Here is a 13707-nt window from a genome sequence, read left to right as displayed (position 1 = left end):
TTCCACTATCAACTGATCTCCTCTTCTTGTGCAAAAGCCCCCGTTAATGAAAGAATATATATTTAATTATTTTTTCGTTTTTTAAAGCGTATTAAAATAATAATTATGATTGCTATTAAAATTAGGGTAGGTAGGATTTTTGTGAATATATCCATCCAATGAAAAGGTGCCTGATGGACATATACAGCTTTTTGCCACTCGTTGTCTCCTACTTCAACAGCTATTGCATTTTTAGTTGATATATTATTTATTTCAAAATACTTCGTCCCTTTAGGATAAGCATTTGAGACATCTCCGTAGTAATCTCCAGTCATATCATTTGGTTTTGTTTTAACTTCTCCAATTTCCTTTCCAATTTGATTAGATAAAACCTTTTCTTCTTTTACTTCATAAACGTTACCATTCCAAACGACAAAAGGATAAGCCCAACTTAATGCTTGAACGGAAGTTGTAAAAGTAAAAATAAATAGTATAAAAAACAATAAAGTTCTTTTCATAAGTACCTTCCCCCTGTTTAAATTCACCATAAAATACAATAGTTCTTGTTGCACTAACCTGCTTCGTTAGCGTAACAAGAAAAGGTGCCACTTTTATGACTTGACCTTGTTACTGAACCGGTTTATCCAACCATCTTCTGTATACAGTTCTCCAGCTAAACCGTCACTGATTTCTTTAATACTTACAAGTTTGTTACCGTTAAATATGCTTACATCTATAGGGCTTACTCTTGTTCTAAAGCCCACAACAAATGATGTATGGTGTTATCGACAATTTTAGGTACTAGATCATTGATTAACTCACCTTGACCGCTCGAAGTTATTAGGTTATGTATATTTTGGCTTTCTTCACTCTTCATTTTTACTTGGATGGTCATTTCCCATTGATCACTTGCTTCATCTCGAACCTTCTTCATTAAGATTTCTCCAAATATATCTAGGAACTTAGCAGTCATTTTTATAATACATGCTAACCTATTCGCTTCTTGAGTTAACCTGCTTCTTATGTACCTTAACAAGCTCCACGAAGCAGACACACTTCCTTAGTCATCGCCACCCGTTAGCACGTTAACAAAATCCTAACTTTTACCCTTTAACCCACCATATTGCTCGAAGATAGAATTTAATTGTTGTAGGGTAGCTCCCAAATAACTCTGTTCACTTTCAAATTCAAATTGAAGTGTATTTTCCTCGGATGGTATTTCCTGAAAATATCCCTCAATACTTATCTGTCCAAGTTTGTTAAAGTTAAGGTTAATTTTAAGAGCATTCTCAGAATCTGAAAATATAGCACTGCCTTGTAAATCGTTATAACATTTTTGCAACTCTAAAAAGAACTTATAAACCTGTCCTGTTGAAAACCATAGATCAGCATCTTTTACAAAATAGTTGCCACTCTTCAATTCGATCTTCCCATGGACATCATACCCACCCAAATAACTTGTTTGATCAGGGAAACCAAAGACTTCATTTAATTCAATGCGTACAAACCCCTGTTTACCAGCAATCGTAAATTCTTTCACTTTCACTCAACTCATTTCGTTCATCAACATTAAACTTAGAATATCAAAGTACCCTATATATTAACAGTTACTTCTTGAGCTAACCTAAATCGATAGTTTAATTACTTCGAAAATTAAAATCTCTTTGGCCCTTTTCCACTTGGAAGATTGGGAAAAAATAAAAGGCTACCTTCTCCAGATAGATGTTTTTTGGCCCTGCCGGCAGGAAAAGGTGTTTGCAGCCAACGAAGCTGCGTGCAAAGTGTTAGGAAAATTTCGGAAGAGGGTACAATCTATGCGAATTTCCGATTTTACATAAGATTACAATTGGTGGTATCGTGGAAATGCAAGGTGTACATTACAAATAAAGGAAATAGGTTGAGTCATGGACGAAGATATCCTTATACTTAAAGCTAGCGTGAATTCCCTGCAATCATCCTCTGTTCAGTGCTAACCAATCACTTCATGTTTCTGCCCGCAAAATCCGTTCAAACCGGAAAGATCCTCGTTTTCAAAAAATCATTGAAATGGAGGCAACGCCCGTGAAGAAAAAACTATTCGCCCTAGCATGCTCGCTTTTATTGCTGGGAACTCCTTTTGCCGAAGCCAATTCTGCAAGCCCGCAAAGCAAGGCCGCCAATGACTGGCTTTCGGCTTTGGCTGATTCGCATTCTCTTGAAGGTGACGTGGTTGTTTCAGGAAAAGTCTTGCAAAAGGGAAGACAAAAACCCGCTGCCGGTGCAATCGTTCATTTACAGGCCTGGCCAAGTGCCGAAATGCTTGCAGCCCTGGAAGAAGGTGAGTCTTTTGAACTGACGCCGCTTGCCAAGACCGTCACCAGGCCGGACGGCAGTTTTAAGCTGATAGTCGATCCCAAGGTCAACATGGACCGTCTTCGTTCTGCCAATGGGAATATAGATGTAGATGTAGTCGCGATGACTAAAACAGGGATTGTAACAAACAGTTTTAGTATCGTCCAGGTGGAAGAGGCCCGGGAGAATGCTTTCAGCGTCGCCCAGGTCGACCGGAAGACAGGTAAAGTCAAAAAGCCGATGTATGTCGACTTGGAAATTAATAATCCGTCCCGGACAAAGCTGGCAGGAACTGAATTTGAAGACAGGAAGGAAGATAGTGCGCAATCGGAGGCGGAAGCCGGTGAATATGCCGCTGTCTTCAATGAAATCCAGGCAACAAGCATTCCCGCAGAATGCAATCGCAATTGGCCTGGCAGTGTCAAGTACATTAAGGATTTGGGCCCCCAGACAGTGACAGTAGGCACCATCCATACCGCCACTAGCGGAAAAAATATGAAGTTTACTTATACAACCTCTGCTGAAAGTTCTCTTGGAGTAGGGTTTTCCTGGTCGGGAAGTTACGGAACATATTCTTCCGGAGGGGAACTATCCAAATCCAGAAGCCAGAGTGTGGGATGGGGAGAGTATAAGGCAGCCACTTCCTTATACTTAAATACCCAGTATTCCTATGCCAAGTACTGTATCACGCAGCCAATGGACGGCACACTCATCCATTTTTACGAGGCAAGGCCGGTACAGCATCTTCTTTCAGCGACTACCCAAACCGCGACCCTTCCAAGCTCAACATCCTATTGCCGGCCTTGGTCCTCGAACACATCTGGTGAAAAGTCCACCACAACTGCAACCAAATGGACAAATGGAGTAAGCATTAAGCCAGTCATCGGTATCGATCTGTCCGCGCGGACCGGCTACGCCACTAATGCAAAGGTCAATTGGACGTTTGTTTCTGCAGGAAGGCTTTGCGGGGTCAACGGCTATCCAGAGAACTCTCCTGGCCGCCTGGTCATGCGGGCGCCATGAGATACGCAAAGATACTAATTCTCTCGGTAATTGTCACGGTCATGGGCACGGGTTTCTATATGACGAGGAGTGTGCAAGGGGACTCCCTGTTCTTTAGTGATGAATATATGAAGATCTGCGCTGAACGGGAATCCGGCATCAAGATGACGGTAGGTGAACTTTTCAAACATCAGGGAAACAAAGAAATCACGATTACTAAGGTTGAATTAACAGGTGATAAGGGCATGACCAAACTCGACTCAGTCCTGGTGGAAAATGTTCCTGGAGAGCTATTGATTGGGATACGGGATGGATGGCCTCCAAATGAAAATGAATTCCAATTGCCAAATAAGTGGGATAGCCGGATACCGGCTGTGGGGGCGGTAGTAAAGCCTGGGGAAGAAAGGAGTCTCGTCCTGGGACTAACTTCATTTTCGGAAGAGACTGCATATACTGAAGTAAAAATCGTATACAAAGATGCAGGTGGGAACTACTATGAGCAAGTGTTGCCCATGAAGTATTTCATCACGCCTGACTGCGATAACGCTTTAGCGGAAGATAGCAGTTCAGGCAAATAATGAGTGCAACAGCCAATAAGGGCTTTTCATTCCTTCGCAAAAGAATGCTGCCTGCAAGGATAAGCTTGCAGGCCGTTTGCTAATTTTTCTTTTTCAGGAGCTCGCCAAAGAGCCCATAAAAGGATTATTTTCCAGGTCCTTGATACCGGTGAATTCTTCAGGGAATCAATCCCCTGCTCCTGCCCTTCAGCAATTGCTTATTCACCAGGGAGTCCATCATCTGCTCATTTACTTGTATTGAAATAACCTCCTCATTAAACTTCCACAATAAAAGAAGTCAAAACACCCGATTTCTCTGGTTTTCTCAGTATTTCACTAGTAGCCATTTTAGGCTTGAATGTCGTCATGTTGAGAGATAAATGCACCAGAGTGTTGAAAATGATTAAGCAGTTCTGTTCCCCTTTTTAGATAGTAAAACATAGAGTCCATACACCTTCTTTTAATATTCTCCCTTACTTATATTTACTTAATATTTCTTCTGGAATATGACAATAATCATTTGGACATCTAGCTAACCTATCTTGATGTTCTTCTGCACTTCTCACATAGTTTGTAAGAGGTAATACTTCAACAACTATTAGGTCATAATCATTTCTCTCACTAAGAAACGCCTTCGCCTCTATTAAGTGTTCAGGTTTTTCACTATATACTCCAGTTCTGTATTTCTTGCCAACATCCTGTCCTTGTTTATTCAAACTGTACGGATCTATAATTTCAAAAAAATATCCCATTAATTCCATGATCGTTACAACCTTTGGATCAAATCCTGTTTTTACACATTCGGCGTAGCCATCATAATCCCCATCAAGTGTTTGACTTGTTCCATTAGCTCTTCCCGCTTCTGTAAACTTAACTCCAGGTAAGGTTTTTACAAAAGCTTGTACTCCCCATAAACATCCACCTGCAAAATATACTATTTCCATATTGACTCTCCTCTTTGTTTAAACATCCAAATTTTTTATTCTAAGTAAATAAAAAAGAAAAAACTGCAGTTACTAAGATACGGCTCATTTAAACTACTGTTTTAAACACCTTCGGATTACTAGTAGTATTCAATAAAAAGAGCATTAATCCCTTCTAACATCAATGGTCTTAACATACCTTGTTCAACTATACAGCTTCGTTTTGTTGATGAGGATATATTCAAAAAAGTGTTAATCCGTCCTGGATTAAAGCATCTGTTCGTTCAAGAACCATTAAAGCAACTTTGCATGGTCAGCTTAAATATAAATGGACTATTCAAGATAAGGCCATAAAGATTTGCTATATCTTTCGTTTCTTGTTATGATGAATAAGAATTATTTTTGTTCGGTGTAAAGGATAGTATAAGTATCAACTTTTCGTCTTGATGATCACTTTGGGCAAGGATAGTAATAAGTTGTGCGATAACGCACTAGGAGGCAACAACAATGGAACAAGGTACAGTTAAATGGTTTAATGCAGAAAAAGGCTTCGGCTTCATCGAACGTGAAAATGGAGACGACGTATTCGTACACTTCTCTGCTATCCAAAGTGAGGGTTTCAAATCTTTAGACGAAGGTCAAAAAGTAACGTTTGACGTTGAGCAAGGTGCTCGTGGAGCTCAAGCTGCTAACGTTCAAAAGGCTTAATCTTAAATCGATTGTACAAACAGGCTCTATATATAGAGCCTGTTTTTTTATATTCCCTAATATAATTCTCAATAAAAAAACCCTACTCAAGGTTTGAGTAGGGAGATGGAACTGGTAATGTAAAAAGATTTAAAGATAAAAAGGTTTGTTTTCAGTATAACATACTGGATTGATAATAGGCGGATTTTATCAAATTATATATTTTTCTTTTTATACAATTAGGTTTCTCTTTTTTATTTCATAAACCTCCCCCTTGCTTATTTTTGGCAGTATCATAATGGAAAAACAGTCTGCTTCGATATCCATGTCTGGTGTTTGATTTTGAACTCGGGGTTCGTAATATATTCAATGTAATTTACCTCTCCCTTAAACTCCAGATAAGCTTGATAGCGAGTTTGAATAGCTGGATGTGTAACCACATCTATGGAAGCAACCTCAACTTTGAATCATCCAGGATAATATTAGGAATAGAAAATACATGATGATTTAATTGCTAATCACCATGCATTTCACTAAGTTATTTGTACTGTTATTTATGATTTTGCACTCCAAAAGAGACCCTCGATACCCTTGTGTTTGATTTCCCTTTTCTAATTTTTATTCCGAGATCAGCAATCTTCATTTCAGGCACTTTTTAAATACTGAGAAAAAAAGTTGACATCACAAGCAACTTCTCCTTCAATTCCGAGAAGCAGCGGATCGTTCTTTCCTATCAGATTCTTACACTTCTAATCTCCCTATACTCCGGCTTCCACATTGCCTCTGCCACTGCCTCCTCAACATCAGTAATATCTGCCCTGGCAACACCTTCAGAAATGGCAGCCTGAATGACTTCAATTGCGACTTTTTCAGATACTACCTGCAACTTGTCGATGTGGGGCAGGAGAGATGCGCCAGGCTTATCATTGCAGCACATATCAGAAACAGCATTTGCGGCTGCGGTGAACATTCCTTTTGAGATGATTTCTGCTTTTGCCACGATGGCGCCAAGCCCAAGACCCGGGAAAATAAAGGCATTGTTGGCCTGGCCGATCTCATAGGAAACTTCATTGTATTCAACATCCTCAAACGGGCTCCCCGTTGCCACCAGGGCCCTCCCTTCTGTCCATTCAATCAAATCAGCCGGGACGGCCTCTGCCAGTGGTGTCGGATTGGACATGGGCATGATGATCGGGCGCTCTGTATGCGTTGCCATCTCTTTAATAATTTCCTTCGAGAAGGCTCCGGCTTGTCCCGATGTACCGATAAGTATCGTCGGTTTCACCCTTCTGACTACTTCCAACAAGGGAATAATGTCCTCTTCATTCCGTTCCCAGCCTTCCACTTCCTCAGAACTGCGGACATATGGTTTTTGGAATTCAAGAACATCTTCGTGGTCTTCTGTTAAAAGACCCCTGTAATCAACCGCCCAGAACTGGTCATAGGCTTCTTCTTTTGATAATCCTTCAGAAACCATGGCATCCACCATCTGATCGGCGTTTCCAATGCCTGCAGCTCCAGGGCCAAAGACAACAATCCGTTGCTCCTTCAAAGCTCCGCCTGTCATTTTCAGGGCAGACTTAACAGCCCCAAGTGTGACAGCGCCCGTCCCCTGAATATCATCATTAAAAGTAAGAATCTGATTACCATACCTCTCCATGATCTTCCGGGCATTGACATTACCTAGGTCTTCCCAGTGCAGCAGGACATCCGGGAAAAATTTACGTGCGGCAGTGACGAACGCATCTATGAACTCGTCATAACGCTCACCACGGACCCGCGGGAATTCATTTCCAATATAAAACGGATTTTCGGCCAAAGCCTTGTTGTTCGTTCCAACATCCAGCACCACTGGCAGGACCCTGCTCGGATTAATGCCTGCAGCAGCTGTATAAACGGCAAGCTTACCAATTGAAATATTGATGCCCCCAATTCCCTGGTCCCCGATGCCGAGGATGCTTTCCGAATCGGTAACGACAATCAAATCGATCCCGTTTTTAGCATGCCCAAGGTTTTTAAATGCCGTTTCAATCCCCTCCTGGTCATCGATGGATAAATACAGTCCGCCAGGCCGACGATAAACCTGAGAATATTGCTCGATGGCCTCCCCAACCGTTGGAGTATAGACGATAGGAAGCATTTCACTCAAATGATCCTTAAGCAGCCGATAAAACAGCACAACATTGCGGTTATACAAGTCATACAGAAGACCATTCTTGAACAAATTGGTAGTGCGGATAGAATATTGGTCATAAACCCTTCTCACTTGTTCATCGAGCGTTAGCACTTGAGGCGGCAATAAACCTTCAAGTCCGAGCTCTTCCCGCTCCTTTTTCGTAAAAGCTGTACCTTTATTCAGAAAAGGATTGGACAGAAGCTCCTTCCCTCTTAGAGTCGTCTGGATCACATTTGAATTTGACATCAATCTCCCCTCTTTCTTTTGTAAGGTTTTTAATATGTATACCCTTTTCACAATTGAATAAAAGCAGGCTTAAGGTTGAGCCATTTGCCCGTAAAATCAAATGAACCCATGCTGTGATACCTTTGTTTTGACTTTTAGGTAATTTTAAGAACTTTCTTCTATACTCTTAAATAGCAAAAAAGCCAATCCTATTAAGAATTGGCCAGCTATCAAGCAGTGTAATATATATTTATAATCGTATTCAGAACCGATATTTCTATTAACCTTCTTTACTTACCCATTCACCATCATCATTCTTTTCATAATCATTTTTAACAGCACTCCAAGCCACCTTATAGGCAGTTTCTTCTTCATCATACTGCTCTGAAGCTGAGTTGAACGCCTCCTTAAAAATCTCCTGGGCATGGTGCGGCAAATTATCCTTAACTGAATCTGGCAGTTCATTTAATGATTCATAAGGCATAGTGAATTCCTCCTTAAGATAATAAATCTTTTCTTCACTATTCCCTGAATGATCAAAATAAAACAAACTGCCAGCACTAAACTAGTTATTCAGGAACAACGACAGTAGGAAAATCTATATACTTCTCAATGTGTTCAAAATATGGTTCAAACCAATTGATAAGAGTATCTTTTATAATCGAAACATCTTTTTTAAATTAAAGTTGTCCATCTTTCAGTTCTTCTTGTCCCTATTTCAGTTCTAGGAACCCTATTTTCAGTCCATCCTGTCCCTCTTTGAATTCTAGGAATTCTTCTTTCAGATGGTCGTGTCCCTCTTTCAGTTCTTTTAATTCAATTTGAATTAGTTTCAAAGTTTCTTCCATCCGGCTTCACCTCATTGGTCAATATATTAGAACACGGTTACATATAAAATTCTGTTCAGATGGGGTGTATAGGTTAAAAGAGAAATCTATTTTTCATAGTGTAAGATAAGGACTTTGAACCAACTTGTGAAATGAAAGATGAAAGTAGTATAGATTTGGTTGAGTACAAGAAGAGTTTGTGGTTTTGGGTCATGGAAATTCTATCTAGAGGACTTAAAATCGGAGAAGGTATGAAGAAAATGAAGATGAGTTCTCAAACAAAAGTGCATATAGTTTTTGGAAAAATAACCAAAAAAACAGTAGCAGTTTAAAATACCTTACTGTCTGTTCAGTCGTTCAATCTCAGTTTCTACTTAATAGACTCGTTTGTTTAAAACTTCAGTTTTAGCATCAAGATGTTCAACAATTTTGCCTGTGTACAACCCCAGGCTAGCGATAAGATTCTTTTGTAATTTTTCTTGACCGATTTCGAGTCTTTTCTGACATTCTTTCAAATCATTTAAGTCTGCACGCATACCTTTTAAATCTTTCATATATTCACGCATATTTTTCAGTTCATTGATATCCGCACGCATGTCCTTCAGCTCATTGATGTCTACACGCATGTCTTTCAGATTACTGACGTCTGCACGCATAACTTTCATTTCATTCAATATTTGTTTTAGTATCTGATCCATAGATTTCCCTCCCGTTCAATTGATCTTGTTCCAGATTAACAATGGAATCATGGTCTGTATGAAATTTTTAATTTAGCAAAATGACACTAATTACTCCTTCGACGAATTTAATTCATTTTTTTCTAAAACATATACGCGCTTGTCCATTTCCGTTAATCTGTTATTCAAATAATCAAATTTCAAAATCTGTTTTCTTTTTATTCACTTCTAGATTTGCAATTACATCTTCAGTTTGAGCCATTTCAATACGATCAACCGTTGTTTTTACTTCTTGAACGTCCGTCTTTACTTCATTGAGATCTTTTTGAACTTTTGCTAAATCATTTTTTACGTCGCTGAGATCTTTTTGCATTGACATTAATATATCTAGTATTTGTTTTTCCACTCCTTTTTACCTCCTTGGGTATTATTATAGTGCATCTTTAAATTTCTGTCTCTCTCCTGAAACATAGTGTTAATTCAATTTTTTATAACTAATCGGCAAAATTGAAGTAAGCTATTTTGAACTAATAATCCTCTTAATGTCGATGCTCAGATTAAAATTCTTGAAGCGGAATTTGTGGTAGTAATTGTTGAAGCCCGATGTGTATTGCCCAAGCTTTGATGTGTAGTTGGTCAATAAAGTCCTAAATGTGGTTGATATATTCGGAAAAGTAGTCGATTTTCCTTCAGCAGCCCTCTTATACTTAGCATTAAACAATGAACTTCGTAAACCAGGCAATATACTTTGCACCCCAAATGAACAGTGCTTGTGCTAAGAGCGTGCCGAATAATCTGGAAGTGACCATCATGAGAGACATGCTTTTCAGTTTATTGTAGCTTCCCCTTTGATTGACTACATCGTCGGCCATGACGGATAGCTTGGGATCGATAAAGATAACCAATAGGATTGTTGCAATCCCATTAATCAAGCCTGAAGCCATTGTAGAGGTTATAGCTCTTTCAGGCGCTAGCAGAGACGCAAAAAGCGCAGACAAAACACCGATCGTGTAGATGGCAGTGATGAACATATTCACAATAAAAAGCCTTACCGGTATATCTTTAATATTTGTGTCCTTTAAGTAAGTAAACCTAGGCAGTGTCAAATGTGTTAACCCGCGCTTGATGTATTTTATTGAAAGAATTCGTTTCATAAAAGAGGGTACGGATCCTTTCTCTTCTGATAAATAGACGATTGCTCGCGAAAATAAAGCTATAAATGTGGGCAGCAGGATCATTCCGAAAGCCGTTCCCAATGTTGATGCCCCTATAACTATGCGAAATTGAGTTTCTACAAACTCCAAGGTATTCTCTATCGGAGCATTATCGATCAGACTGCCTGTGAACGGTTGCTGCATCATATTGGCAAGTCTTGAAACAATGACCATAATGTTAAAAAGCGATAAAGCCGACGCAATCATTTTAACTCTAGCTCCTGACAATCTAACTGCATAAGCAAGGGTTTCAATTGAATGGATGATGAAAATAAAAAAGGCTATAAATAATAGGTTAAGAGTTATCAATTCCAAATCAGCACCACTTCCCAACAATTAATAACCTAATTTTACCATATGTATATTTTGAAAACATAGATTCTCTTTTCATATACTTAATCCACAATCCTAGCACCAAATTTGTCACAATTCAGACAAAATAATCCCCTCCCCACCCTGTCCTTTTCGCCTGTTCATCGATATATAGACAGTGAAAGGGCGGTGCAAAATAATGACAATTAAATCAGGGGTCATTGAAGGTTTTGAAAAATATTCGCAGTTCTGTTCGCTGAAGGAATTCAATCACCATTTGGAGATGTGGCTGGCTGTATTCAAGCATGATTTTTCTAAGGGAGAATTAGTAGGACTTAAGAGGCTAGCCAGATTTGCGGCCAAAATCCCGGGTGTAAGCAATGCGAAAATCGGGACCGTGCTAAAGGCTATCCATGAAGAATACAACGAACTTGGCATTTCCCGTTCCACTTTCAAAAGAATGATCATCAAAGCTAGCAATCTCGGAATTTTTACTGTGTATGAAACTGAACGTAATAACGGTTCACAATCCAGTAATCTCTATGTTTTCAATCGTTTTCCCAACGGTGAACCACCCAGGAAGGAAAAAATGAACCACCATAATAAAACTATCATTCCTTCTAAAACTAAAACTATTATTAATAATAAACGTGAAGAAACTGCCGACCGTCAAAAAATCACCATGCCAACAGAAGAGCATCTATTCGTAAGCGACAGAATCCCAAAATCCTTTATCGAATTGGCAAAATACTTCTTCCCAAGTGCAAAGGCTATCGAAGAATTCTGGAGAATGACAAAAATCGCAGCTTATAAGAACAACCAGGAGAACGAGACAGATACCATTCTGTCCGTCTCCCTCGATTCTTTCAGGCAGCTAGTCCGTAAAATGAAATCAACTGTGCAGGTGAAAAATCCCGCAGCCTACTACACTGGAATTCTCAATAAAAAGTTTCAGGAGATTTATTTCAGCGAGCTAATGGAGATGGGGTTTTAAAGAATAGGCTAGCATTTTTCTTTGTCGGTCAAAATAAATGCATCATTCTGTATAATTCCTGATGTGATGGACCTTGATCAGTGGCCAAATCTCTTTCCAATTCTTTTTAACCAACCGTGACTCATAAATGGCAGCACGTTCTGTTGTTTCGCTAAAAAAAGGTGTCGGTTTCAATTCCAAGTTAACGGCATCGTCTATTCCACAAGGAGCAGTAAGAACCAAATGATTTTCCTTGTCCAGCTTCACACCAAGAGCCGTTGCAGTCTCCGGGAACTTGGAAATCGCATCTTCAGATGAAGTATAAGGAGGAATCTGATTGACAACATGCATCCTTGCCTGGTTTTTAACGGACCATGGAATATCAGGCAATAGGCGTTTCAACTTTGTCTCTAATACCTTTTCATAGTCTTCATCAATATTTGAGGAGTCAAAATAAATAACATCTACATCAGGAGTCAAAGTTCGAAGCTTAAACCCGTGCAATGTATCCCAGATTTTCGAGCGCACAAACCCAGCACAAATCCACCAGTCAGGCAAATCCAGTTTTCTTGCAGCTCGTATAATCTCCATCATTGATTCATCGTTTTGGATTAACTTTTGAACATCTTCTTTGTTTCTCAGCAGAATAGGCACCCCCGACACACGAACATATATTCTTATTTTAGCACAATCAAAGGTTGAGGGAACATTTTCCTTTAGATAAATAGATGGTGATCAATAATCACCATCTCAGTCCATGAGAACGCAATAGAATTTCTTTTGTCTGTAAAAAGTGTACCTCCCCTCGCTATATTAGTCCTGGATGAGTTCTTCCCGCAAAACATCTCGCAAAAACGGGCTGGGTTCTCCTACGCTGTATAGCTGTAACTGATGCATTGCTCTGGTGCAGGCAGTATAGAAAACCCTTCTCAGGCTCTCATCTCCATATACATCCTCCGATGCATCATAAATGATGACTCCATCAAATTCGATCCCTTTGGACAGATACGATGGAATCACCACTACCCCTTGTTCATATTCAATCGAACCGCTCTTTATGAGTTTAATTCCATCAATGCCGGACAGCGACTTGTATGCTCTTAAACTTTCCTCAGCAGATTTACAAATGATTGCAATACTACGGTAACCATGACCTCGCAATTCCGCGACTTTGAAGGCAATGAAGCTGTGGAGTACTTGGTGATCTGCCAATTGCGTCAGCACTGGAAGTTCGCCCTCGCGTTCAAAAGGGATAATCCCTTCTCCATTAGCAGCGAGCCCTCTAGTAAATTCGATGATCGGTTTTGTGGACCGGTAGCGCTCCGTGCAATGTTGATCACTTCTGTTTCATTTGGTCCGTACGGACTTGTAAGTGTGTGAAAATCACCCGTTTCGCTGGCATGGGCAAAGATCGCCTGATTAAAGTCGCCCAGCACAGTCATCCTTGCCGCTGGAAACAAACGCTTCAAAAATTTGAATTGAAAAGGTGAGTAATCCTGTGCCTCATCAATCACGATGTGATTAATCGAATTGTTCGTCTGAAAGTCTAGAATTAGCTCTTCATAATCAGAAACGGAGTAGCATCTTCATAAAAAAGTTTCCCTTCGTCCACCATTTTTTCAGTTGATAAACAAATATCAGGCCACTCCTCTGGTACTTCCCCAGCCAGCCACTGGTTGATCCTGTTAGGCTATGTAAAAAGCTGCTTGTATATGCTCTTGATGTTAATGAAACGATACGCCTTAACCAGTTTCCGCATGGGCTTTAATTTCCGGCGAACAACCAAACGGGTAAAGTATGATTATTTGTATACGAAAAGAGCAG

15 protein-coding genes and 1 pseudogene are annotated in these 13707 nt (G+C 39.8%); 4 read left to right on the top strand and 12 right to left on the bottom strand.

Annotated elements, in window-relative coordinates; all coding sequences use genetic code 11:
- Nucleotides 1–62 precede the first annotated feature (62 nt).
- The 3 genes from DYI25_RS05555 to DYI25_RS05545 all read right to left on the bottom strand — a co-directional run bounded on the left by DYI25_RS05555 (nucleotide 63) and on the right by DYI25_RS05545 (nucleotide 1519).
- On the bottom strand, nucleotides 63–497 hold the full coding sequence (locus tag DYI25_RS05555; protein WP_213367432.1) for a hypothetical protein: 435 nt from the start codon (nucleotides 495–497) through the stop codon (nucleotides 63–65).
- A gap of 224 nt (nucleotides 498–721) precedes the next feature.
- On the bottom strand, nucleotides 722–913 hold the full coding sequence (locus DYI25_RS22405) for a hypothetical protein (protein WP_249745254.1): 192 nt from the start codon (nucleotides 911–913) through the stop codon (nucleotides 722–724).
- A gap of 162 nt (nucleotides 914–1075) precedes the next feature.
- Complete coding sequence (locus tag DYI25_RS05545; protein WP_213367431.1) at nucleotides 1076–1519, bottom strand: WapI family immunity protein; 444 nt, start codon at nucleotides 1517–1519, stop codon at nucleotides 1076–1078.
- A gap of 521 nt (nucleotides 1520–2040) precedes the next feature.
- On the opposite strand from DYI25_RS05545, the gene DYI25_RS05540 reads away from it, so the two are divergent.
- Together DYI25_RS05540 and DYI25_RS05535 are read left to right on the top strand one after the other, a co-directional pair.
- On the top strand, nucleotides 2041–3333 hold the full coding sequence (locus DYI25_RS05540) for a hypothetical protein (RefSeq protein ID WP_213367430.1): 1293 nt from the start codon (nucleotides 2041–2043) through the stop codon (nucleotides 3331–3333).
- On the top strand, nucleotides 3330–3890 hold the full coding sequence (locus tag DYI25_RS05535) for a hypothetical protein (protein ID WP_213367429.1): 561 nt from the start codon (nucleotides 3330–3332) through the stop codon (nucleotides 3888–3890). Before DYI25_RS05540 ends, DYI25_RS05535 begins: the two co-directional genes overlap by 4 nt.
- Before the next feature lie 452 nt (nucleotides 3891–4342).
- Here the strand turns inward: DYI25_RS05535 and DYI25_RS05530 are convergent, their stop codons facing one another.
- Complete coding sequence (locus DYI25_RS05530) at nucleotides 4343–4813, bottom strand: peptide-methionine (S)-S-oxide reductase (RefSeq protein WP_213367428.1); 471 nt, start codon at nucleotides 4811–4813, stop codon at nucleotides 4343–4345.
- Nucleotides 4814–5299: 486 nt separating this feature from the next.
- Here DYI25_RS05530 and cspC point away from each other — a divergent pair, with 486 nt between their 5' ends.
- On the top strand, nucleotides 5300–5500 hold the full coding sequence (gene cspC / locus DYI25_RS05525; RefSeq protein WP_010331195.1) for a cold shock protein CspC: 201 nt from the start codon (nucleotides 5300–5302) through the stop codon (nucleotides 5498–5500).
- Between the two features lie 712 nt (nucleotides 5501–6212).
- Here the strand turns inward: cspC and DYI25_RS05520 are convergent.
- From DYI25_RS05520 to DYI25_RS05500, 6 genes are all read right to left on the bottom strand, one after another.
- Entirely contained in the window at nucleotides 6213–7901 is a 1689-nt protein-coding gene (locus DYI25_RS05520; protein WP_213367427.1) for an NAD-dependent malic enzyme, read from the bottom strand.
- Nucleotides 7902–8160: 259 nt separating this feature from the next.
- A complete protein-coding gene (locus tag DYI25_RS05515; protein ID WP_213367426.1) occupies nucleotides 8161–8364 on the bottom strand; it encodes a ChaB family protein in 204 nt (67 codons plus the stop codon).
- Between the two features lie 229 nt (nucleotides 8365–8593).
- Nucleotides 8594–8728: a hypothetical protein gene (locus DYI25_RS22565; RefSeq protein WP_274609490.1), complete on the bottom strand. Its 135-nt coding sequence runs from the start codon at nucleotides 8726–8728 to the stop codon at nucleotides 8594–8596.
- Between the two features lie 353 nt (nucleotides 8729–9081).
- Entirely contained in the window at nucleotides 9082–9405 is a 324-nt protein-coding gene (locus tag DYI25_RS05510; RefSeq protein ID WP_213367425.1) for a hypothetical protein, read from the bottom strand.
- A 172-nt stretch (nucleotides 9406–9577) separates the two neighbouring features.
- Nucleotides 9578–9790, bottom strand: coding sequence for a hypothetical protein (locus DYI25_RS05505; protein WP_213367424.1), 213 nt, complete (start codon nucleotides 9788–9790; stop codon nucleotides 9578–9580).
- A gap of 307 nt (nucleotides 9791–10097) precedes the next feature.
- A complete protein-coding gene (locus DYI25_RS05500) occupies nucleotides 10098–10913 on the bottom strand; it encodes a lipid II flippase Amj family protein (protein WP_213367423.1) in 816 nt (271 codons plus the stop codon).
- A gap of 196 nt (nucleotides 10914–11109) precedes the next feature.
- Here DYI25_RS05500 and DYI25_RS05495 point away from each other — a divergent pair, with 196 nt between their 5' ends.
- Nucleotides 11110–11904, top strand: a complete 795-nt coding sequence (locus tag DYI25_RS05495) for a hypothetical protein (protein WP_213367422.1) — start codon at nucleotides 11110–11112, stop codon at nucleotides 11902–11904.
- 42 nt (nucleotides 11905–11946) lie between these two features.
- Here DYI25_RS05495 and DYI25_RS05490 read toward each other — a convergent pair whose 3' ends face one another.
- Together DYI25_RS05490 and DYI25_RS05485 are read right to left on the bottom strand one after the other, a co-directional pair.
- Complete coding sequence (locus DYI25_RS05490; RefSeq protein WP_213367421.1) at nucleotides 11947–12477, bottom strand: nucleotidyltransferase family protein; 531 nt, start codon at nucleotides 12475–12477, stop codon at nucleotides 11947–11949.
- 219 nt (nucleotides 12478–12696) lie between these two features.
- Nucleotides 12697–13672, bottom strand: a pseudogene (locus DYI25_RS05485) (UvrD-helicase domain-containing protein); the annotation flags it as partial.
- Nucleotides 13673–13707 lie beyond the last annotated feature (35 nt).

It is taken from the genome of Mesobacillus boroniphilus (genome assembly GCF_018424685.1).
GTDB classification, from domain to species: domain Bacteria; phylum Bacillota; class Bacilli; order Bacillales; family Cytobacillaceae; genus Mesobacillus; species Mesobacillus boroniphilus_A.
Note: the sequence above shows the minus strand (reverse complement) of the source record. Positions and strands in the feature narration are given on the sequence as shown.